General features: G+C 53.6%; 18 protein-coding genes. 1 reads left to right on the top strand and 17 read right to left on the bottom strand.

Annotated elements, in window-relative coordinates; genetic code table 11:
• Positions 1 to 883: 883 nt before the first annotated feature.
• From glmS to glmU, 6 genes are all read right to left on the bottom strand, one after another.
• Positions 884 to 2713, bottom strand: coding sequence for a glutamine--fructose-6-phosphate transaminase (isomerizing) (glmS, locus tag ACXAFI_RS17945; RefSeq protein ID WP_475109893.1), 1830 nt, complete (start codon positions 2711 to 2713; stop codon positions 884 to 886).
• Between the two features lie 45 nt (positions 2714 to 2758).
• Complete coding sequence (locus ACXAFI_RS17940) at positions 2759 to 3535, bottom strand: DeoR/GlpR family DNA-binding transcription regulator (protein ID WP_152455971.1); 777 nt, start codon at positions 3533 to 3535, stop codon at positions 2759 to 2761.
• 136 nt (positions 3536 to 3671) lie between these two features.
• Positions 3672 to 4931 carry a dihydrolipoamide acetyltransferase family protein gene (locus tag ACXAFI_RS17935; RefSeq protein WP_475109892.1) on the bottom strand — a complete coding sequence of 420 codons (1260 nt, stop codon included), beginning with the start codon at positions 4929 to 4931 and terminating at the stop codon, positions 3672 to 3674.
• Positions 4928 to 5923, bottom strand: coding sequence for an alpha-ketoacid dehydrogenase subunit beta (locus ACXAFI_RS17930; protein WP_475109891.1), 996 nt, complete (start codon positions 5921 to 5923; stop codon positions 4928 to 4930). Before ACXAFI_RS17930 ends, ACXAFI_RS17935 begins: the two co-directional genes overlap by 4 nt.
• Positions 5923 to 7014 (bottom strand): pyruvate dehydrogenase (acetyl-transferring) E1 component subunit alpha, encoded by a 1092-nt coding sequence (pdhA, locus tag ACXAFI_RS17925; RefSeq protein ID WP_475109890.1) that lies wholly within the window; start codon positions 7012 to 7014, stop codon positions 5923 to 5925. The genes ACXAFI_RS17930 and pdhA overlap by 1 nt, the downstream gene beginning before the upstream one ends.
• A gap of 123 nt (positions 7015 to 7137) precedes the next feature.
• Positions 7138 to 8526, bottom strand: coding sequence for a bifunctional UDP-N-acetylglucosamine diphosphorylase/glucosamine-1-phosphate N-acetyltransferase GlmU (gene glmU, locus ACXAFI_RS17920; protein WP_475109889.1), 1389 nt, complete (start codon positions 8524 to 8526; stop codon positions 7138 to 7140).
• A gap of 188 nt (positions 8527 to 8714) precedes the next feature.
• Here glmU and ACXAFI_RS17915 point away from each other — a divergent pair, with 188 nt between their 5' ends.
• A complete protein-coding gene (locus ACXAFI_RS17915; RefSeq protein ID WP_475109888.1) occupies positions 8715 to 12065 on the top strand; it encodes an amidohydrolase family protein in 3351 nt (1116 codons plus the stop codon).
• Between the two features lie 82 nt (positions 12066 to 12147).
• Here the strand turns inward: ACXAFI_RS17915 and ACXAFI_RS17910 are convergent, their stop codons facing one another.
• The 11 genes from ACXAFI_RS17910 to atpE all read right to left on the bottom strand — a co-directional run bounded on the left by ACXAFI_RS17910 (position 12148) and on the right by atpE (position 21380).
• Positions 12148 to 12942: a formate/nitrite transporter family protein gene (locus ACXAFI_RS17910; protein ID WP_444920550.1), complete on the bottom strand. Its 795-nt coding sequence runs from the start codon at positions 12940 to 12942 to the stop codon at positions 12148 to 12150.
• Between the two features lie 267 nt (positions 12943 to 13209).
• Positions 13210 to 13842 carry a glutathione S-transferase family protein gene (locus ACXAFI_RS17905; protein WP_444920551.1) on the bottom strand — a complete coding sequence of 211 codons (633 nt, stop codon included), beginning with the start codon at positions 13840 to 13842 and terminating at the stop codon, positions 13210 to 13212.
• Between the two features lie 161 nt (positions 13843 to 14003).
• On the bottom strand, positions 14004 to 14438 hold the full coding sequence (locus tag ACXAFI_RS17900; RefSeq protein ID WP_475109887.1) for a VOC family protein: 435 nt from the start codon (positions 14436 to 14438) through the stop codon (positions 14004 to 14006).
• Positions 14439 to 14459: 21 nt separating this feature from the next.
• Positions 14460 to 15281, bottom strand: coding sequence for a hypothetical protein (locus ACXAFI_RS17895; protein WP_475109886.1), 822 nt, complete (start codon positions 15279 to 15281; stop codon positions 14460 to 14462).
• A gap of 348 nt (positions 15282 to 15629) precedes the next feature.
• The gene (locus ACXAFI_RS17890; protein WP_020413901.1) at positions 15630 to 16049 is read right to left on the bottom strand and encodes a F0F1 ATP synthase subunit epsilon; all 420 of its coding nucleotides are present in this window, start codon (positions 16047 to 16049) and stop codon (positions 15630 to 15632) included.
• Between the two features lie 18 nt (positions 16050 to 16067).
• Positions 16068 to 17471, bottom strand: a complete 1404-nt coding sequence (atpD, locus tag ACXAFI_RS17885) for a F0F1 ATP synthase subunit beta (protein WP_444920554.1) — start codon at positions 17469 to 17471, stop codon at positions 16068 to 16070.
• 59 nt (positions 17472 to 17530) lie between these two features.
• Positions 17531 to 18391: a F0F1 ATP synthase subunit gamma gene (gene atpG / locus ACXAFI_RS17880; RefSeq protein WP_444920555.1), complete on the bottom strand. Its 861-nt coding sequence runs from the start codon at positions 18389 to 18391 to the stop codon at positions 17531 to 17533.
• 77 nt (positions 18392 to 18468) lie between these two features.
• Positions 18469 to 20013, bottom strand: a complete 1545-nt coding sequence (gene atpA, locus ACXAFI_RS17875; RefSeq protein ID WP_152455988.1) for a F0F1 ATP synthase subunit alpha — start codon at positions 20011 to 20013, stop codon at positions 18469 to 18471.
• A 49-nt stretch (positions 20014 to 20062) separates the two neighbouring features.
• Entirely contained in the window at positions 20063 to 20599 is a 537-nt protein-coding gene (locus ACXAFI_RS17870; protein WP_152455990.1) for a F0F1 ATP synthase subunit delta, read from the bottom strand.
• A gap of 12 nt (positions 20600 to 20611) precedes the next feature.
• Positions 20612 to 21082, bottom strand: coding sequence for a F0F1 ATP synthase subunit B (locus ACXAFI_RS17865; RefSeq protein WP_152455991.1), 471 nt, complete (start codon positions 21080 to 21082; stop codon positions 20612 to 20614).
• Between the two features lie 52 nt (positions 21083 to 21134).
• Complete coding sequence (gene atpE, locus ACXAFI_RS17860) at positions 21135 to 21380, bottom strand: F0F1 ATP synthase subunit C (RefSeq protein ID WP_020413895.1); 246 nt, start codon at positions 21378 to 21380, stop codon at positions 21135 to 21137.
• Between the last annotated feature and the right edge of the window lie 56 nt (positions 21381 to 21436).

Below are 21436 nucleotides of genomic sequence, written 5' to 3'. Positions count from 1 at the left end.
CTATTACTTTCTGTGCTGCTCTTTCTATTCATAAAGCCAGCGCATCCTGTTCACTTTTTATTTTATTGATGGGATCACCAAAATACTCTCGAACTGAAGTTTTTTTAAAAATATATTACCGCTTCTAGCTCATCGTATTTAGCCCTTCATCATTATATGAATTCATCTAGGATATCTAAAAAAGATTTTTTAGTGTCAGATTTTAATTTTTATTCGTTAGCTCAATTTCCAGTACTTGAAAATAATTCGCTATATCTCCTGCAATCACGACATGAAAATAGCTGTAGGACAGATCGCCATCTTGATGTTGAGTACGACAACGCACTTGAGGCAAATCACCTATCTTGCTCTCAATTTTCCAGTAATGTGTCTCATTCAGTTTCTGTAACACTTCTTAAAAAAATACAATTTTATCTGGCGTATCAAGATTATCGACTTCTGCTATTCCCCTGCCTTGATCAGAAATTTCTTACGTCTATGGTTAATTCAGGGCCAAGAGAAAACTGTTCCCTAATATCACTGACGATGGCTTGCTAGCCGAATATGAAAAAAGCCACCACTCTAGCTAAGAAATAAAGGGCTAGACGATCATGTGTCAGCGCAGGCCGTCGATGGACCTCGCCTCTGCTAGGGACATCCCGAACGGTCAAAAGGGATTTTTAATCTTTGACAAAGCCTTGGACACGTTTTTCTTTTGAAGCCGTTTTATAATGGCAGACTCTTGGAGTTCACTGATTTCTTAAGGGTGGGGGGATAAGAAGGAAAAGAATTTATTCATTTAAAGCATCCAAGCTACGCTTATTTTATTCAGCATAGCCCAGACTGCTGTAAAATTATGATGCTTTATTTTCAATCTACATAAGCCATCCATGGCTTTACAGAATTACTCCACAGTGACCGATTTAGCCAAGTTTCGCGGCTGATCCACATCGGTGCCTTTCAGTAGCGCCACGTGATAGCTGAGCAGCTGAAGGGGCACAGTGTAGAGGATTGGTGCCAGGCTCTCTGGAGAGTCGGGCACTTCAATCACAGTGATTCCCTCCTCACTGGTGAAACCGGCCTTGGGGCTGGCGAATACAAACAGCTGGCCGCCGCGAGCGCGAACTTCCTGTAAATTGGACTTCAGCTTTTCCAACAGCTCATCATTGGGAGCCACAACAATCACAGGCATGTCCGCATCCACCAGGGCCAGCGGGCCGTGCTTGAGCTCTCCGGCCGGGTAGGCTTCCGCGTGAATGTAGGAGATTTCCTTGAGCTTTAATGCACCCTCAAGGGCAATGGGAAACTCAACACCGCGTCCGAGGAACAACGCATGGTTTTTCTCCGCAAAAGCCTCACTGGTCAACTGAACCAGCTTATCAAGGCCGGTAAATTCCTCCATCAGCTGCGGCAACTGATGCAAAGCATCCACCAGCTCGGCCTCGCGCTCACTAGGGAGCCCATTGGCCTTGGCCAGGGCAAGACTGAACAGCTGCAGAGCCACCAGTTGAGTGGTAAAGGCTTTGGTGGAAGCCACGCCAATTTCAGGGCCCGCCTCCGTCATCAAAGACAGCTCGGATTCACGCACCAGGGAGCTGTTGGGCACATTGCAGATCGTCATAAAACCCAGGTAGCCGAGTTCTTTGGCCTGGCGCAGGGCCGCCAGGGTATCCGCGGTCTCACCAGACTGGGAAATAGTCACGAACAAGGTGCCGGGACGCACAACCGTCTTGCGGTAGCGGATTTCGCTGGCCACCTCTACCGAGCAGGGAACGCCCGCCCAGTCCTCCAGCCAGTAACGTGCAACCATGCCCGCATGGTAACTGGTGCCACAGGCCACAATCTGCACCTGCTCCACCTTGGGCAAAATCTCTTGGGCGCGGCTACCCAGCGCTTGCGACAGTACCGAGTGGTCTCCGATACGCCCAGCCAGGGTCGCTGCAACGACTTCTGGCTGCTCGAAGATTTCCTTTTGCATGTAGTGGCGATAGTGACCCTTTTCGGCCACATCATGGCCGGAATCGAGCTTATGCACCGGGCGGCTTACTTCTTCGCCGCTCTTATCGCGGACCGAAATACCCGTGTGGCGCACCTCTGCCACATCGCCTTCTTCGAGGAAAATAAAGCGATCGGTCACCTGGCGCAGGGCCATCGGGTCCGAGGCAATAAAGTTTTCCTCAATGCCGACGCCCAGAACTAAAGGACTTCCGTAGCGCGCACAGGCCAGGACCTCCGGCTCCTCACTGCTGATCACGGCGAGGGCATAGGCACCCTCCAACATTTTGGTCGCCTTGCTCACCGCCTCCATTAAGCCCAGCCCCTCTCCGCTGAGTGAGTGGATCAGGTGAACCACCACTTCGGTATCGGTATCCGAAGCGAATTTATAACCCTTGGCCTGCAACTCTTCGCGCAGTGCTTGGTGATTTTCGATAATACCGTTATGCACCAAAGCGATGTGTCCGGACATATGGGGATGGGCGTTTTCATCGGATGGCACGCCGTGAGTCGCCCAGCGGGTATGGGCAATTCCCTGGTGCCCCCCAGCGGGTTCTGCCTTCAATTTGGCTTCCAGGTCAGCAACCTTCCCCAAACTCTTGCGTAACTGTAACCGGCCATCATCACCGCGTAGACAGACGCCTGCAGAATCATAGCCCCGATACTCCAAACGACGCAGGCCCTCAAGAAGGATACCGGTCACATTGCGCTGGGCCAGTGCCCCAACAATTCCACACATATCTTTCTCCTCGCAATTCCTAAAAGTCTTTTGTTTATTCTCTCGCTAACCGCCAGCCACTGAGCTTGTGGATGCGCAGATAACCCGCACCCCCAGCTTTTGCAATTGCTGGCGCGCGCTCTCCTCCAGCCCGGAATCTGTCACCAGTACATCCACTTGGCTCCAGGATAGTTCCAAATTGGGGATTCGCCTGCCGACCTTGCTGGACTCCGCTAATACCACTACTTCTCGTGCAACTTCCGCCATTACCCGGGAAAGACCTATCTGTTCGTTGAAGGTGCAGGTACCGCGCTCCAGGTCTATGCCATCGGCACCAATAAAAGCTCTGTCGAAGTCGTAATCGCGCAATACCTGCTCTGCTACCTTGCCCTGAAAGGCTTCGAAGTGTGGGTCCCAGGTGCCGCCAGTCATCAACAGGGTTGGCTCGTTCTCCAGCTCCCGTAGGGCGTTAGCCACGTGCAGGGAATTGGTCATTACCACCAGACCGCGCTTGCACTCCAGCTCTGGAATCATCGCCGCAGTGGTGCGGCCATAGTCGATAACTATTCGATGATGGTCTGGAATTAGGGCTGCAGCGGCGCGACTGATAGCGCGTTTAACTTCCGATGGACCTTCTTCCACCACCAGCTCACGCGGCACCGGTATGGCACCACCGCGGCGGCGCAACAGCAGACCGTGGTTTTCCATCGCGGTGAGATCCTTTCGAATCGTAACTTCTGAAGTTTCGAAGCGCCGAGCCAGTTCTTCAACACTCGCCTCTCCGGCCTCATTCAAAAGACTCATAATGCCATGGCGGCGCTGTTGTGTATTACGTTTCGACATAACCACTTAACTTTCGTTTCGAAACTTAAAGATAGCAAAATGAAAGATAAGTTCCCACACAGATTTCAAAAAAATGAAGGCCCGACGGCCCAGCAGGATACAGGCAAGATAGATAGTGGCAGCTCTTAAACGGTACTTAAGCTGAAAGGGCGGATAACATCGCCTTGAGAAAACGCGCCAACTCACCACCGGTTACCGCGCGGTGATCCGCACTAATGGAGAGAGGCAGTAGGGGGCGCATCGCCGGCCAGCGGTCTATCACCACGACGCCCTGGCAAACCCTGCCTGCACCGACAATCGCCACTGTTGGCGGCAGCACGACCGGTGTCGCGTAGCGACCGGCGATAGTGCCAAAATTGGATAAGAGAATGGTTGCACCCTGTAAGTCACTCTGGGCAATGCCGGTTTCCCGGGCCTGGTGTTTAAAATCGGCCACCTGGGCCATTAATGATTTATCCGAGCGCGCAGCCACATCTTTCAGAACAGGGACAAATAGGCCGCGAGGAGAATCCACCGCCAATCCGATATTGACCGACTTCTGAGGCGTCAGCTGATCATCCTGGAAAAAAGCGTTAAGGGTCGGCTCGGCAATACAGGCAGACTGCACGGCGCGAATCAATTTCAACAGCGCCGGGGCGCTGCCCCACCAACTGGATATATCCGCATCATCACACAGGGTAATCTGTGCCACCTGGTCCCGGGCATGACTCATGGATATACCCATGGCACGCCGTGCCGGTGTCATAATCTCTCCCGGCTTTGAGGCTTTTGCTACCTCCTTCACCGGCACTGGAGATTGTGTTTGCTCGGCGTTTTCCTCCACGGCACTAAATTTAGCCCCCGCAGCAGCACGTACCTGTGCCGCAGTGACCAAAGCTCCAGCCGTGGAGAGTTTTTCCAGCTCCACTCCCAGGCGCCGGGCCAGGGCGCGAACCGAAGGTGTTGCCAGCCGTTTGGGAGCCTCGCTGATATCCTGCTCGACGCCGAGGACATCCTCTCCTTGCTCCAACTTGCCCACGACAGTCCCACTGTCGGCCCGTGCTTGATGAGGTGCCGACGCGCCGCACACTTTTTCCTCTTCAGGTTCAGCCGTGATGACGGCCTCTTTGGGAGAAGTAACCTCAGCGGGCACCTCTGATGGCGATGCCTCTTGAACACTGCCTTCAGCGACAAAACCCACAAGGGGTTCGCCCACATTGACGGTTTGATCCGGCTGCGCGAAGAGCTTTTCAATCTTCCCCCCCCAAGGGGCGGGCACTTCCACTAGCGCTTTGGCGGTCTCGACAGTGACCAGGCTCTCGTGGGCGGCAATTTCATCTCCCTCATGTACATGCCATTCCCGCACTACCGCATCGGGCAGACCCTCACCGAGGTCCGGTAAAGTGAAAATTTTCATGCCACCCCTCCACTGGCGTATTCGAGTACCTCGCGCACCGCCGTCATAATCCGCGGCACACCGGGTAGATAGGCTTCCTCAAGCTGGAAGTAGGGCATCACCGTATCGAAGCCCGTTACCCTCTGTACCGGGGCGTGCAGCAGGTCGAAGGCATATTCATTGATCTGCGAGGCCACTTCCGCGCCCAGTCCACAAAAGCGTGCAGCTTCATGTACCAAAACACAGCGATGGGTCTTTTCCAAAGAATCGATAATGGTGTGGATATCCAGGGGTTTTAGGGTGGCGAGATCTATCACCTCGGCTTCGATACCTTCGGTGGATAGCTGCTCGGCAACCTGTAGAGTTTCCTTCAGAGAGGCCCCCCAGGCGATCAGGGTGATATCACTGCCCTTACGCAGGACAAAGGCTCGATCTAGAGGCAGTGCTTCACCATTGTCGATCACTTCCTGGCGCACTGCGCGGTAGATCCGCTTGGGTTCGAGGAAGACAACCGGATCGGGATCGCGAATCGCTGCCAGCAACAGGCCGTAGGCTCGCGCCGGAGAGGAGGGCACCACTAGACGCAAACCGGGGATATGGGCGAACAGCGCTTCGGTGCTCTCCGAGTGGTGCTCCGGGGCATGGATACCACCGCCATAAGGTGCCCGATAGACAACAGGGCAGGATAGCCGCCCCCGGGTTCTGTTGCGGTAGCGTGCTGCGTGGCTGAGGATTTGGTCGAGGGCGGGGTAGATAAACCCCATAAACTGGAACTCGGCTACCGGCCGCAGGCCTTGTGCGGCCATACCGATAGCAATCCCGGCGATCATATTTTCCGCCAGCGGTGTATCCAGTACCCGCTCACGGCCAAAGCGCGCTTGCAGGCCATCGGTGGCGCGAAATACACCACCGTTGAGTCCCACATCCTCACCGAATAACACCACCTTGGGGTCTCTTTGCATCTCAAAGGCGAGCGCCTGGGTGACCGCTTCCACCAGGGTGATTTGCGCCATCAGCTGTCCCCCTTCAGTTGCTGGTATTGCTCGATAAAGGCCTCGGGCAATGTTTCATAGAGATGGTCAAAAATAGCCGTGGGCGTGTCCTGGGATTTTTGCCGATATGCATGAACGGCCTCCTCCAGGATCTCTTTCAACTCCCGCTGCAGTTCCTCTTCTTGGGCATCTCCCCAGATTCCCAGTCCTTCCAAATAGGTTCTCAAGCGCCTCAGTGGCTCTTTGCTCCAAGCCTCCTTAAGCCCCTCTGGTGGTTGGTAGCGGCTGGCGTCATCGGCGGTGGTGTGATCACAGAGGCGATAAGTCACCGCCTCAATCAGTGAGGGGCCGCCGCCGGCATGGGCCTGCTGCAGCGCTTCTAAAACGGCTTGGTAAACAGCGATGACATCATTGCCATCCACCTGCAAACTGGGGATTCCTGCGGCAATCGCTTTCTGTGCAAGGGTTTTACAGGCGGTTTGCCCGGAGCGGGGCAGGGAAATAGCCCACTGGTTGTTATTGATCACCACCACCAACGGTAACTTCCAATCCCCTGCCAGGTTGATAGCTTCGTAGAAATCCCCTTTTGACGTGGCGCCGTCACCGCCACTGGTAACCGCAGCGCGCATGGGCTCACTGAGTTGCTCGTGTTTATATTTGAGGGCAAAGGCAACGCCGGCGCCGTGCAGCATCTGTGTCGCTATAGGCACGCTTAGCGGCAAGTCTTCGCGCACATGGCGATAATTCTGGCCCCGTTCGTCCCCCCCCCAAATAGCGTAGATTTCCTCTATGCGCACACCCCGCTCCAAAAGGGCGCCGGTTTCCCTGTAGTTGGGACAGTAGACATCTTCTTTTGCCATGGCGGCACCTACACCCACGCCGATGGCTTCCTGTCCGAGGCTGGATGGGTAGGTGCCAAGTTGACCGGTACGCTGCATCTTCACCGCGCGATCATCCACCATACGCGCCAGGGTCATTTGCCGGTATAGGGCAACCAGAGTATCTGGGGTGGCGAAATCGGGTAGCGCCTGGGTGGTTTGTCCAGATTCATCCAGATACTGTAAAGAGGCGATATCGAAGCTGGCGAGCAGCTGCATTCTGGGCTTGTGCATCGGGCCATTCCTTTTGTTCCCGAAGCGCAAGTTTAATGGAAAGGAGGTGTCCCACCGGGTGGGAGGAGTGAAATCCCGCCGGAATTCGATTTTCCAGCGGATTTCATATCGAAAGGGTAAAACTTAATTTCGCTTTATCGGGCGCTCCCAGCCGGTGATATTACGCTGCTTGCCCCGGGCCACGGCCAGCTCCTCGCTACCCACTTCCCGGGTGATGGTGGAACCCGCCCCGACGGTGGCACCACTGCCGACTTTCACCGGGGCAACCAGGGCGGTATTGGAACCGATAAAAGCCCCGTCACCAATTTCGGTGAGGGACTTATTCACACCATCGTAATTACAGGTGATGGTGCCGGCACCGATATTGACCGAATCGCCCAAGACCGAATCCCCCACATAAGAGAGGTGATTAATCTTACTACCGACACCCACTTTGGCCTTTTTGGTTTCGACAAAATTACCCACCTTGGCTCCATTAGCCAGCTCGGTGCCGGGGCGCAGGCGGGCAAAAGGACCTATGGTGCAGGCTTCACCCACATCGGCACCTTCAATGACCGAGTTGGCCTCCACACGGGTGCCATCCGCTAAACGACAGTTTTTCAGCAGGCAATTGGGGCCAATCTGCACGCCTTTACCTAGAGAGACCTTGCCTTCAAAGATGCAATTGATGTCGATAGCTACATCCGTATCGCATTCGAGACTGCCGCGGATGTCGATTCGGGCCGGATCGAGCAGGGTCACCCCGGCATTCATCAGCGCCACTGCACGGGTGTGCTGCAGGGCACGTTCCATTTGCGCCTGCTGGGCGCGACTATTGACGCCGGCCACTTCCAGCGTGTCACTGGCACGCTCGCCGGTCACCGCAATTTCCTCGCTCACCGAGCGTGCAATGACATCGGTCAGGTAGTATTCGCCCTGGGCATTCTCACAAGACAGCTCTGGCAACCAACGTGCCAACAAATCCGCCGGGGCCGCCAGGATGCCGGTGTTTACCTCGCGGATAGCCAGAGTATCGGCATCGGCATCCTTCTCTTCGACAATCGCCTGCACTCGGCCTGTATCGTCGCGCACTATGCGCCCATAGCCGGCCGGATTGGCCATTTCTACCGAGAGCAGGGCGGGGCCGCGGTCTGCCGCCGACAACAGGGACTGCAAAGTGCCCGCCCTGACCAGTGGCACATCCCCATAGAGCACCAAGACGGTGGAGCCCTCGCGGAACTGGGGAATCGCCTGCGCCACAGCATGGCCAGTACCCAACTGTTCCGTCTGCTCGACAAATTTCACACCACTATCGGCAAAACGCTCCCGCACCTGATCCGCGCCGTGTCCGACAACCACGGTGATTTCAACGCCCTGCAACTGCCGCGCTGTCTCAATTACATGCCCCAACATGGGAATTCCGCCAATCGGGTGCAGCACTTTGGGCAGGTCAGATCGCATACGGGAGCCTTTGCCCGCGGCCAAAATCACAACGTCGATAGTCATATTGGTTTGAAATCTCTCTAATTTCATAAATTTGGCAACATTGTGGCCACTCGCCCCCACTAACTCAACCCACCCCGGCAGCATGGCGCTAGGCGCATTGCGATTGCCGCCAAACGGCGATACCGGTACTTTAGTGTCCTGAAAATCAATTCATTACCCATTACAACAGAACAGTAAGAACCGGCGCAGAAAAATGCGGTGGAGGGAAATTGTCCATGAATACGATCGCGCAAAAAAAACCACGGCGCCACCTATTGGCTCTAGCAGCACTGGCGCTGTCTTTGCCAGCAGGAGCTTTAGCGTCGGCAGAAGAAATCACAAAAGACCAGGAAGCAAAGGAAGAGAAGCAGGAAGATCAATCCTGGGATATCAACAAGCCGCCCTACGAATTTAAACCGATCCAGTTGGACACCCGCGAGACTACCTGGAGCAACCTGGATATCAGCCCGGATGGCAAAACCATCCTGTTCGATATGCTCGGCGATATCTACACAGTGCCGGTAGCAGGCGGCGAGGCGATAGCACTGACCAATGAGATCGCCTGGAATATGCAGCCGCGCTTCAGCCCGGATGGCAAGAGCATCGTATTTATCAGCGACCGCGATGGTGCCGACAATATCTGGTTGATGGACCGCAATGGCGAAAACCTTCGCCAGCTCACCACTGAGAAGGAAAATCTACTGCACTCACCCAACTGGAGCCCCGATGGCCAGTACCTGGTAGCGCGCAAAGGTTTTATGTCCGGACGCAGTATCCCCGCCGGTGAAATCTGGATGTATCACTACGGTGGCGGTGAGGGGCGCCAACTGAAAGAGCGTATCGGTGGCGATATCGCGCAGAAAAATATTGCCGATCCGGCATTCTCCCCGGATGGACGCTATGTCTATTACTCCATCGACACCACCCCTGGCACCGTATGGGAGTACAACAAAAACTCCACCCAGGAGATTTTTGCCATCAACCGCTACGACCTCCAGGACGGTGAAGAGGAGACCTTTATCTCCGGTCCCGGCGGTGCGGTGGCACCCGTACCCTCCCCGGATGGCAGCAAACTGGCCTTTATCCGCCGCCAGGACAATCGGACCTCCCTGTTCCTGAAAGACCTGGAAACCGGCTTGGAAACCCCGGTTTACGCAGGCCTCGAACGCGACCTACAGGAAATTTTCGGCCCCCATGGCAACTATGTGCAATACGACTGGATGCCCGATGGCGAGTCGCTGATCGTATGGACCGGCGGCAAATTCCTGCGCATCTCAATAAACGGGGACAGCGTCGCGCCAATTGAAGCCCATGTGAAGGTCGAGAAGCAGGTGGCCGATGCGGTGCGTTTCCCGGTGGAGGTAGCCCCGGAAACCTTCGATGTGAAGATGATTCGCTGGGCACAGAAATCCCCCAACGGCAAGCAGGTCGCTTTCCAGGCCTTGGGCAAGATTTATATCCAGGATGTCGACAGTGGTGAGCGTCGTCGCCTGACCCGTCAGGACGACCACTTTGAGTTTTACCCCAGCTGGTCCCGCGATGGTCGCGAGATCACCTATGTCACCTGGGACGACCAAAAACTCGGTCATGTACGGGTGGTATCCGCACGCAGCGGTCGCGGCAAAAACATCACCAAGCAGCCCGGCCTGTACGTAGAGCCGAGCTTCTCCCCCAGTGGTGACACCGTAGCCTACCGCCGCTTTACCGGTGGCTACCTGCTGAGCCCCGAGTACTCCTTGGAGCCGGGTATCTATCTGGCAGACGTCAACGGCGACTGGCAGCGCCGGGTCGTGAAGTCCGGCTATGAGCCACACTTCGGCGCTAACGACGAGCGTATCTATTTCTCCGAGTACCAACACGTCGGCGGCGGCAAACGCGTACTGAAGAGCACCAACCTGGAAGGCAAAGATGAGCGCGAGCACCTGCATGGCGCTGAGATCACCTCCTTCCGCCTATCCCCGAACGGCAAGTGGGTCGCCTTTACCCAGGACTTCAAAGCCTTTGTCGCGCCCTTTATGCACACCGGCAAGTCCGAGGTAATCGGCCCCGATAGCAAAGCGGTTAAAGTCACCCAGGTATCCAAACGCGCCGGTGAATATCTACACTGGTCCGCCGATAGTGACACCTTGGGCTGGGCGCACGGCCCCAAACTTTTCGAGCGCGAATTAAAAGACGCCTTCGAATTTGTCGCCGGCGCTCCAGAGGAACTGCCAGAACCGGTTTCTGAAGGCATCGACCTGAGCTTTGAGCAGTCCTTCGACAATCAGACAGATCTCGTTGCCCTCACCGGTGGCAAGGTCGTCACTATGCGCGATGCGGAGAACACCCGCGAAATTATCGACAATGGCGTAGTACTGTTCCGGGGCAACCGCATTGTCGCGGTGGGTCCAGCTGCAGAGGTGGAAATTCCCGCCGAGGCGAAGCGCATCGATATCACAGGCAAAACCGTATTGCCTGGGCTGATTGACGCTCATGCCCACGGCGCTCAGGGTCGCGAAGAAATTATCCCGCAGCAGAACTGGAACCTGTTCTCCAGCCTGGCATTTGGCGTGACCACCATTCACGACCCCTCCAATGACAGCAGCGAGATCTTCTCCGCCGCAGAAATGCAAAAGGCCGGCTTGATTACCGGACCGCGTATTTTCTCCACTGGCACCATCCTCTATGGCGCCAAAGGTCCAGGCTACAAAGCCAAGATCAACTCCCTGGAGGACGCTCAGTTCCACGTCAACCGTCTCAAGGAAATGGGCGCCATTTCGGTGAAGAGCTACAACCAGCCACGCCGCGACCAGCGCCAGCAAGTGCTGCAGGCAGGCCGCGAGGCCGGCATTATGGTAGTGCCCGAAGGCGGCGGTAAGTACCAGCACAATATGAACATGATTGTGGATGGGCATACCGGTATCGAGCACTCGCTGCCGATCGCCAATGTCTACGGCGATGTGGAGCAACTGTGGAGCCAAACCCAAGTGGGTTATACACCGACCTTTGTCGTGGCCTACGGCGGTCTCTGGGGTGAGGAGTACTGGTATGACCGCACCGAAGTGTGGAAAAACGAGCGCCTGACCCGCTTTACTCCGGACTTTATTGTTAACCCTCGCTCTATCCGTCGCCCCACTGCACCGGATGCCCACTACAACCACTTTAATGTGGCCCGCCAGGCCAAGCAGCTGCGCGATGAAGGTGTCACCGTACATATCGGCGCCCACGGCCAGCGCGAAGGACTGGGAGCTCACTGGGAGATGTGGATGATGGAGCAGGGCGGCTTTACCCCTTGGGAGGCCTTCCGCGCCGGTACCATCGATGGTGCCCGCTACTTGGGTATGGATGGCGATATCGGCAGTATCGAGGCAGGTAAGCTCGCTGACCTGATCGTGATCGACGGCAACCCCCTGGACAACCTGCGCCTGTCGGAGAACATTTCCTACACAGTGATCAACGGCCGTGTGTTTGAGGCGGAAACCATGAATGAAATGGGTGCTGGCGAACGCTTGGCGTTCTTCCATGAGCGCCTGCCTATCAGCGCTATGCCCGCTCCTACGGCGGAAGCGGTACAGGAGAAGATGGAGCGCCACCACTGGGTGCACTAGCACACAGGGTGTGCCCCTAACTCATAGCCCGGCAGTAACTGCCGGGCACTACTCCCATTGACCCTTGGGAATAACACATCTACTAGGGCAAGTTATTGGTGATATATCCATATTTCAGTAGCCCCACAAATACCGCACCACCAAAGGTATTACCCAATGTGGCGATGACTTGAAATCGCAGTAGCTCTAACCAATCAACAACCCCTTCTCCACCAATCCAGGCACTAAAAATGGCTACGGCTCCCGCAATACAGTGGGGCAGGCTTCCTAGACCAATAACAAAGGTCACTATGGCAATAACAGTGATTCGACCAATGGTGTCTGTACTGGATGAAACCAACCAACCGAGCAGTCCCATTAGCCAACCAGCCAGAATCGCCCCAAGAAACAGCGCCACATTACTATCGTCAATGAGCTTCTGCCCATAGTAATCAAACCCTTCCTGAGTAATGTTTTGACTAACCAGGGCATAACTCACCAGCATAAGTGCAAAGATAAAAGCACCAATCATATTGCCCAGATAAATCAACCCCCAAATGCGCCCTAAATCTCGTAACCGTTGCCTTCCATCCACAACCGGAAGAATTGCCAGAGTCGTATGTTCTGTAAAAAGGTCTGTTCGACCGATAATGACCAGGATAAAACCAACGGGATAGCTCAAAGACAACACAAGATGTAAAGCTGGTTTTCCCAATTCCCCATAAAAACTACTAAACAGCGCCATCATCAAAAAAAAACTGAAGCCGATCTCCAACCCTGCGGCAACAGATGACAATAACAGCGAGCGACTCTCTCGTTCATATTCATGCAGGCTGGCATCCATTTGCTCACGCAAGACAGCCCGCTCACTCTTGGGTTTATCGCTATCAATACTCATTCAATAAGAAGAATTAGAAATATAGTCATCGTCTAGTGGAAAGAAACGTCGTATAGATAGAGTAGCTGCTTTGGAATTCAATGAGATTACTGACTAAAGCAGATGATGAATTGGCAGAAGCAAGAATAAATCCTGTGGCCTGATCAGCAACCAGAAAAAGATCATCTTCCACAGGTATATCAAATAAAGGTCATCGCGATTTAAAATCGCAACGACAAAAAAGCCCTGCTAGGCAGGGCTTTAAAAAGTCACTAGGGTCACCTTCTGCTAGGCCTCATCAACCTCTTTCAGAAGGGCTTGATCAAGAGCTTGCGCACGCTGAAAAGCCTCGCGTTTAGACAAGCGCTCCACATATTCCTGAAACTCTTTTCGCTTCTCAATAGTGCCAAATTCCATACCCCAGCCCAGTTGAGCAGCGATATAAACATCCGCAGCAGTAAATCGCTCACCTAGGATATAGGGGTTGGATTTTATCCATTCAGAGAGAGTATCCAGCGCCAATTGGTAGTTACCGTAACCAAGCATCATCTGGTTATCCGCACTGGCTTCGTCACCAAAGATATTCTTGTTCACAATGGCCTGTTCCATGGGCCCAGCTGCAAAGAACATCCAGCGGTAATAGCTTGCTTTCTCATCATCACTCTTTGGCGCCAGTTCTGCATTACCAAAAACTTCTGCCAGATAGACACAAATAGCCGCCGTTTCAGTAATGATTCTCTCACCGTGAATCACTGTTGGCACCTTGCCCATTGGATTAATGGCCAAGTATTTAGGCGTCTTCATCGGCTCGCCGTACTCAAGTACTTCTGTGCGATACGATAAACCCAGCTCTTCCAACATCCAGCGCACGATACATCCACGTGACTGGGGGTTGGTGTAAAAAGTCAAATTATTAGACATGAATCTCTCCCTGAGAATAGAAGGTCACAGTTTAGGGGACTATTAATTTTTTTCGAGAGTTTTTTGTGCCAATGAAAGATTAGCGACTAATATATTCAACAAAATGAAAGAGCAGATGTAAAACTATTAAAACAATATTACTTGCTTTTAACTCAATCCTATTAAAGCCATTCCGCTAGCTCCACAGTAATGTATTCTGGTCCTTCAATATATACCAACTTTCTATGTAAGTACTCCATGATATGACTGCGAATCTTAATACCATTTTTTCTCAAATGATCAACAGCCAACTCAATATTTTCGACCCTGAAGCAGAGATGGTTGTATCCAGGACGCGCTAAATTCGATATTTTTGGATCGGAGAATATTTTTGGGTTTCTATAATGCAGTAATTGAATCTCAAACCTTGGTTCAGCGCCCTTTAACACCATGGTTAAGTGATCAGCTTCTATATCGGGTACATCCATATATTTGGCAACTTCCTCCCCTGAAATAACATCAGTTATTTTCAATTCAAAGTCGAGCAACTCAAAAAAATGCTTGCTTCTCTCTAAATCTGTAACAGCAATCGTGACGTGATCGGGATTTTTTACCATCGGAAAGACTCTCGTAATAAATTATCTATCTCTGGATATTGCCCTACCCATTTTCTCATATTCATTGCGTAATACGGGTATATTTTCAATTCCAATATAAGTTTCTGTGTGCTCTACAAATCCTTTCCAGTGGAATGGAAAGACCACCTCTACTTTTGAGTGAGAAACCGCAAAATTGTAAGCCTGTCTTGCTCGTAAAAGAAGTTCAGTTACTGATAAAGTCTCGTAATCATTATTAGTCGTCTTGAACCCTCTAGGAATTAAATAATATTTAGCATCCATGTGCTGGGTTTTATGCATCAATTTTTCAACAATCTTATTTTGAAAATCTACACCATAATAATAATCAACTCCAAATAAATTAAAATTTTCAGGAACAATCAACTGAAATCTCGCTTGACTCACCGTATTATGTGTAAAAGTAATTGCCAACTTTGCCGTAGGAAAGTCTTTCTTTATCAGCGCTCCAATTTCTTCAAAGTAAAGTTTTAATTCTTTATCAGGCAAAGAGGAGCGTTGAAAAGGTTCATCCAGTGGATCAAAGGCGTAAATAATATCTTTAAAGGGCAGTAATTGATGCCTAGCTCTTTCCCACCGCTCTCGGTAATCTTCCTGTTTATTCTTGCCAAAATCCTTAAAAAAAATTGGAGCCAGTGCCACCCAAATTTTTAATCCGTGTCTCCTGGCGACTTCCATCAGGTCTATGTCAAAACACCAAACATCTACAAATGTAGAGAATTTTGCTACCTCGGGAATATCATCTTCATCCCAGCCCGAGTGATAAAAACCAAATTCTTTTAAATGACTCGGCACATGGTTCTTTTTAGGAACAATTCCTGTCACAAAAATGTTTCCGGGAATAATTATGGGTTTAGTCTCTCTGAGATATTCTGCAGGGGTATGGTAGGTATAGAACTGAGAGTGGCTATCCATTGCCCAGGACAGCATAAGACACATCAAAAAAGCCGCAAGTTTTTGAAAAGAGGCCTGATACAACCTTATAAAAAACATAAATCAGCGCCATTTTTAATTGATGGAATACATTTAGCTTGATCAGCCAACATCCAGTATAGAAAGGCGCGGAGATGAGATAGGGAGATTGTGGGGAAACAGCGTATTCAAGAAACAAAAAAAGCAGCCGAAGCTGCTTTTTTGTCGCCAAAAACAGGCCTTACAAACTGTAAGAACTGCTTACTTGCCGGCCGCCTTGCGGATTGCCTGCAGGGTGCGCAGACGCGCCTCGGCTTCGGCCAGTTGGGCTGAGATACGCGCATAATCGACTTCAGAGGGCGCTTTGTGCAGGGCGTGTTCCGCTTCTTCGCGGGCCTTCTGTGCAGCTTCCTCATCAATTTCACGCTCGGCTACATCCGCGAGGATGGTAACCATGTTCGGCTGAACTTCGGCGTAGCCACCGCTGACGAACAGTACTTCCTCTTCACCACCGGGTTTGATGATGCGTACCGGACCGGGCTTCAGGGCGGTTAGCAGTTGCGCGTGGCCGTAGGAGAGACCCAGCTCACCTTCGATACCACTCACAATCACCATCTGCACCAGTCCGGAGAAGAGAGACTGCTCGGCGCTGACAATGTCACAATGTACTGTCATGGCCATAGTATATGCCTCTCTGGCTTAGCCTTTGCTCTTGTTGGCTTTTTCCACAGCTTCGTCGATGGTTCCCACCATGTAGAAGGCCTGTTCAGGCATGTGGTCATATTCACCGCTCAGGATGCCCTGGAAGCCACGGATGGTTTCTTTCAGGGAAACGTATTTACCTGGTGCACCAGTGAAGATTTCCGCAACGTGGAAAGGCTGGGACAGGAAGCGCTCGATCTTACGGGCGCGGGCTACGGTCTGCTTGTCTTCTTCAGACAGTTCGTCCATACCCAGGATCGCGATAATGTCCTTCAGCTCTTTGTAGCGCTGCAGTACGGACTGAACGCCACGAGCCACTTCGTAGTGTTCCTGACCGATTACCTGCGGGTCCAGCTGACGGGAGGTGGAGTCCAGCGGGTCAACAGCCGGGTAAATACCTTTGGCGGCGATATCACGGCTCAGTACTACGGTGGAGTCCAAGTGCGCGAAGGTGGTCGCCGGAGACGGGTCAGTCAAGTCATCCGCCGGTACGTATACCGCCTGGATGGAGGTGATAGAACCGGTCTTGGTGGAGGTAATACGCTCCTGCAGAACGCCCATCTCTTCCGCCAGGGTCGGCTGGTAACCTACCGCAGAAGGCATACGGCCCAGCAGTGCGGATACTTCGGTACCGGCCAGGGTGTAGCGGTAGATGTTGTCGACGAACAACAGTACGTCTTTGCCTTCATCGCGGAATTTTTCCGCCATGGTCAGGCCGGTCAGGGCTACGCGCAGACGGTTGCCGGGCGGCTCATTCATCTGACCGTAAACCATCGCCACTTTGGAGTTGGCTTTGTTTTCCAGGTCAACAACGCCGGATTCAGCCATCTCGTAGTAGAAGTCGTTACCTTCACGGGTACGCTCACCAACACCGGCGAACACGGACAGACCGGAGTGCTCGGTAGCGATGTTGTTGATCAGTTCCATCATGTTTACGGTTTTACCAACACCGGCACCACCGAACAGACCAACTTTACCACCCTTGGCGAACGGGCAAACCAGGTCGATTACCTTAATGCCGGTTTCCAGCAGTTCGGTAGAGCTGGACTGCTCTTCGTAGGTCGGCGCGGCGCGGTGGATAGAGGAGCGCTCTTTCTCACCGATAGGGCCACACTCGTCAATCGGGTTGCCGAGCACGTCCATGATGCGACCCAGGGTTTCCAGGCCAACCGGTACAGAAACCGGAGCGCCGGTATTGCGCACGGGCAGACCGCGGCTGATACCTTCGGATGAACCCATGGCAATAGCGCGTACCACGCCGTCACCCAACTGCTGCTGCACTTCCATGGTGAGGTTCTTGTCCTCAACCACCAGTGCGTCGTATACATTCGGAACAGAATCGCGTGGGAATTCCACGTCGATGACCGCTCCGATCACTTGCACAATTTGCCCGTTACTCATTTCCGGATCCTCAGCTTTAAATTCTTTCTAGGCTGACCATTACTGCTAGGGGCAGCGGATTAAACCGCCGCCGCACCGCCGACAATTTCGGACAGTTCCTGGGTAATGGCCGCCTGGCGCGCCTTGTTGTAGACAAGCTGCAACTGATCGATCAGCTCACCGGCGTTATCGGTGGCGCTCTTCATCGCGATCATACGCGCTGCCTGCTCACAGGCTTTGTTTTCAACTACTGCCTGGTATACCTGAGACTCGATATAGCGAGCCAGCAATCCATCCAGCAATTCAACCGGATCCGGCTCGTAGAGGTAGTCCCACTCGTGCATGAGTTTTTCATCTTCGTCCTTCGGCAGCGGCAGCAATTGCTCGACCCGCGGCTTCTGCGACATGGTGTTGATAAACTCGTTGGATACCAGGAACAGGCGATCGATATCGCCTTCTGCGTAACGGTCCAGCATTACTTTTACTGAGCCAATCAGCCGGTTGGCCTGGGGCGCATCGCCCAGGTCGCGAACCGCTGCGACAACCTTGCTGCCGATGGCATTAAAGAAACTGGCCGCCTTGTTACCTACCGCGCAGACTTCTACGTCAACGCCTTTTTCGGACCACGCCTGCATCTCGCGAATAGCCGCTTTGAACATGTTGATGTTCAGGCCGCCACAGAGACCGCGGTCAGTGGATACCAGGATAAAACCAACCCGCTTGGCCTCGCGCTCCTGCAGGTAAATATGCTGGTACTCGGCCGAAGCGTTGGCGACGTGGCCGATCACTGCGCGTATGCGCTGGGCGTAGGGACGCCCCAGTGCCATGCGATCCTGAGCTCTGCGCATCTTACTGGCTGCAACCATTTCCATTGCGGCAGTAATCTTCTGCGTGCTCTTGATGCTGGCAATTTTTGTGCGTACTTCTTTTCCGCCTGCCATAGTGATTTACCTTGTTCGCTGGAAGTTAGATTCCGAAAGAGCGGCAATGCCGCTCTTTCGCGCTCTCCAGGGAGTTCTTACCAGCTGCTAGTAGCGACGAACTTCTCGATAGCGGCTTTGAAAGCTGCGTCGATTTCGTCGTTGTAGTTACCAGTCGCGTTCACTTTCTCCATCAGCTCTGCGTGTTCGCTGTTCATATAAGCGAGCAGGGCGGCTTCGAAATCGAGAACCTTGGCAACTTCTACTTCTTTCAGGTAACCCTTGTCAGCGGCGTAAACGGAAACAGCCATGTCCGCGATAGACAGCGGAGAGTACTGCTTCTGCTTCATCAGCTCGGTTACGCGCTCACCGTGATCCAGCTGGGCCTTGGTGGCTTCGTCCAGGTCAGAGGCAAACTGGGAGAATGCCGCCAGTTCGCGGTACTGAGCCAGAGCGGTACGGATACCACCGGACAGCTTCTTGATCACCTTGGTCTGCGCTGCACCACCTACACGGGATACGGAGATACCCGGGTTGATCGCAGGGCGGATACCGGAGTTGAACAGATCGGTCTCGAGGAAGATCTGGCCATCGGTAATGGAAATCACGTTGGTCGGTACGAACGCGGATACGTCACCGGCCTGGGTTTCGATGATCGGCAGGGCGGTCAGAGAGCCGGTCTTGCCTTTCACTTCACCATTGGTGAACTTCTCTACGTAGTCGGCGTTTACACGCGCGGCGCGCTCCAGCAGACGGGAGTGCAAGTAGAAAACGTCACCGGGGTAGGCTTCACGTCCGGGCGGACGCTTAAGCAGCAGGGAGATCTGACGGTAGGCCCAAGCCTGCTTGGTCAGGTCATCGTATACGATCAGGGCGTCTTCACCGCGGTCGCGGAAGTACTCACCCATGGTACAGCCGACGTAGGGAGCCAGGAACTGCATCGCTGCCGGATCGGCGGCGCCAGCGGCGACTACGATGGTGTGGTCCATAGCGCCGTGCTCTTCGAGCTTGCGCACTACGTTGGCAATAGAGGACTGCTTCTGGCCCACGGCAACGTAGATACACTTAACGCCGGTGCCTTTCTGGTTGATGATGGCATCGATCGCCACAGCAGTCTTACCGATCTGACGGTCACCGATGATCAGCTCACGCTGGCCACGGCCGATCGGGATCATGGTATCAACTGCTTTCAAACCGGTTTGTACAGGCTGGTCAACGGACTGACGGGCGATAACGCCAGGCGCTACCTTTTCTACCGCGTCGGTCAGCTTATTGTTCAGCGGGCCCTTACCGTCGATCGGGTTACCCAGCGCGTCTACAACGCGGCCGAGCAGTTCCGGACCAACCGGGGTTTCCAGGATACGGCCGGTACAACGACACTTCTGACCTTCGGCCAGAGATTTGTAGTCGCCCAGGATTACAGCACCAACGGAGTCGCGCTCCAGGTTCAGCGCCATACCGTAAACGCCGCCTTCGAACTCGATCATCTCACCGTACATCACGTCGGCCAGGCCGTGGATGCGGATGATGCCGTCGGATACGGAAACAATGGTGCCCTCATTTTGGGCTTCAGTGCTCACATCGAGATTTTCGATGCGGCTCTTGATGATTTCACTGATCTCAGAGGGATTCAGTTGCTGCATGCTCTGTTCCTCAAGTCCCCCGCCGGCTGGCGCCGACGGGGAGAGTAATTTAGGAGTTCATCGCCTCGGCGAGCTTGGCCAGACGTCCGCGTACGGAACCGTCGATGACTGTATCACCGGCACGGATGATCGCGCCGCCCAGCAGGCTCTCGTCCACCGAGCTGTGCAGATGTATTTCGCGTTCAAACTTCGCGCTGAGCTTCTGGCTCAGCGCTTGCGCCTGTGCATCGCTCAGGGCTTGCGCGGAAACAACTTCCACCTCGAGGGTGGCTTCCGCCTGCGCTTTCAGCTCTTCGAACAGCTCGGAAATTTCCGGCAGCAGCTGCAGGCGGTGGTTTTCCGCCAGCAACCGGATGAAGTTCTTTCCGTGCTCGCCGAGCTCGTCTGAACAGATCGACAGGAATTTATCTGCGCGCTCTTCACTGGTGAGCTGTGGGTTATCCAGCAGCTCACGCACTTTTTCGTTCTGGCTGACCGCCGCCGCGGTTTCCAGCGCAGCGCTCCAACCACCGAGGTTGGAGGCTTGCTGCGCATAGGCAAATGCGGCTTTAGCGTAGGGCCGGGCCAGTGTGCTGAGTTCCGCCATGGGGTTCCTCGCTTACAGCTCGGCTGCCAGTTTGTCGATCAGGTCGTCGTGCGCCTTAGCGTCGATATTGACCGCGAGAATCTTCTCCGCACCCAGGACAGACAGGTCTGCCACACGGCTGCGCAGTTGCTCTTTAGCGCGATTCACTTCTTGGTCGATCTCAGCTTTGGCCGCAGCTTTCAGGCGGTCGCCCTCGGCATGCGCAGACTGCTTTGCTTCATCGATGATCTGATTGGCGCGCTTGTTGGCGCCATCGATAATCTCGCTCGCCTGATCTTTGGCTTCTTTCAGCTGCTCGGCAGCTTTACGCTTGGCCAGTTCCAGGTCTTTCTGCGCGTGCTCGGCGTCAGCAAGACCATCTGCGATCTTTTTCTCACGCTCTTTCATCACGCCCAAAAGTGGCGGCCAAACAAACTTCCAGCAAAACCAGACGAAAAACAGGAATGTGATCGACTGGCCGATTAGAGTCAGGTTGATATTCACACCGACACCTCTTGCTCTTTAAATAGGGTTAAGGGCAATTGGAACGGCGTAATTAAACCAGACCAGGAGCGACGGCGAAGATCAGGTACATAGCGATACCAACACCGATCATCGGAACCGCGTCAAGCAGACCAGCCATCAGGAACATTTTGCCCTGCAGAGCCGGAGCCTGTTCAGGCTGACGAGCGGAACCTTCCAGCAGTTTGCCACCCAGGGTACCGAAACCGATTGCGGTGCCCAGGGCGCCCAGACCGATCAGCAGTGCACTTGCGATGTAAACCAGACCTAATGCTTCCATTGTGTTCTCCAAATCAAAGTTAAAGAGTTGTTGTAAAGGTCGAAAAAAGGGTTAAA

The organism is Microbulbifer sp. ABH2_005 (assembly GCF_056160005.1).
Note: the sequence above shows the minus strand (reverse complement) of the source record. Positions and strands in the feature narration are given on the sequence as shown.

What these genes read in the sequence shown, in the direction of transcription:
- ACXAFI_RS17930 (WP_475109891.1), bottom strand. Translation starts at nt 5,923, where the DNA reads ATGGCGCAAATCACCCTGGTGGAAGCGGTCACCCAGGCGCTCGCCTTT.
- atpA (WP_152455988.1), bottom strand. Translation starts at nt 20,013, where the DNA reads ATGCAGCAACTGAATCCCTCTGAGATCAGTGAAATCATCAAGAGCCGC.
- glmU (WP_475109889.1), bottom strand. Translation starts at nt 8,526, where the DNA reads ATGAAATTAGAGAGATTTCAAACCAATATGACTATCGACGTTGTGATT.
- glmS (WP_475109893.1), bottom strand. Translation starts at nt 2,713, where the DNA reads ATGTGTGGAATTGTTGGGGCACTGGCCCAGCGCAATGTGACCGGTATC.
- ACXAFI_RS17870 (WP_152455990.1), bottom strand. Translation starts at nt 20,599, where the DNA reads ATGGCGGAACTCAGCACACTGGCCCGGCCCTACGCTAAAGCCGCATTT.
- atpE (WP_020413895.1), bottom strand. Translation starts at nt 21,380, where the DNA reads ATGGAAGCATTAGGTCTGGTTTACATCGCAAGTGCACTGCTGATCGGT.
- ACXAFI_RS17905 (WP_444920551.1), bottom strand. Translation starts at nt 13,842, where the DNA reads ATGTCTAATAATTTGACTTTTTACACCAACCCCCAGTCACGTGGATGT.
- ACXAFI_RS17910 (WP_444920550.1), bottom strand. Translation starts at nt 12,942, where the DNA reads ATGAGTATTGATAGCGATAAACCCAAGAGTGAGCGGGCTGTCTTGCGT.
- ACXAFI_RS17915 (WP_475109888.1), top strand. Translation starts at nt 8,715, where the DNA reads ATGAATACGATCGCGCAAAAAAAACCACGGCGCCACCTATTGGCTCTA.
- ACXAFI_RS17940 (WP_152455971.1), bottom strand. Translation starts at nt 3,535, where the DNA reads ATGTCGAAACGTAATACACAACAGCGCCGCCATGGCATTATGAGTCTT.
- ACXAFI_RS17890 (WP_020413901.1), bottom strand. Translation starts at nt 16,049, where the DNA reads ATGGCCATGACAGTACATTGTGACATTGTCAGCGCCGAGCAGTCTCTC.
- atpD (WP_444920554.1), bottom strand. Translation starts at nt 17,471, where the DNA reads ATGAGTAACGGGCAAATTGTGCAAGTGATCGGAGCGGTCATCGACGTG.
- ACXAFI_RS17935 (WP_475109892.1), bottom strand. Translation starts at nt 4,931, where the DNA reads ATGAAAATTTTCACTTTACCGGACCTCGGTGAGGGTCTGCCCGATGCG.
- atpG (WP_444920555.1), bottom strand. Translation starts at nt 18,391, where the DNA reads ATGGCAGGCGGAAAAGAAGTACGCACAAAAATTGCCAGCATCAAGAGC.
- ACXAFI_RS17900 (WP_475109887.1), bottom strand. Translation starts at nt 14,438, where the DNA reads ATGGTAAAAAATCCCGATCACGTCACGATTGCTGTTACAGATTTAGAG.
- pdhA (WP_475109890.1), bottom strand. Translation starts at nt 7,014, where the DNA reads ATGCACAAGCCCAGAATGCAGCTGCTCGCCAGCTTCGATATCGCCTCT.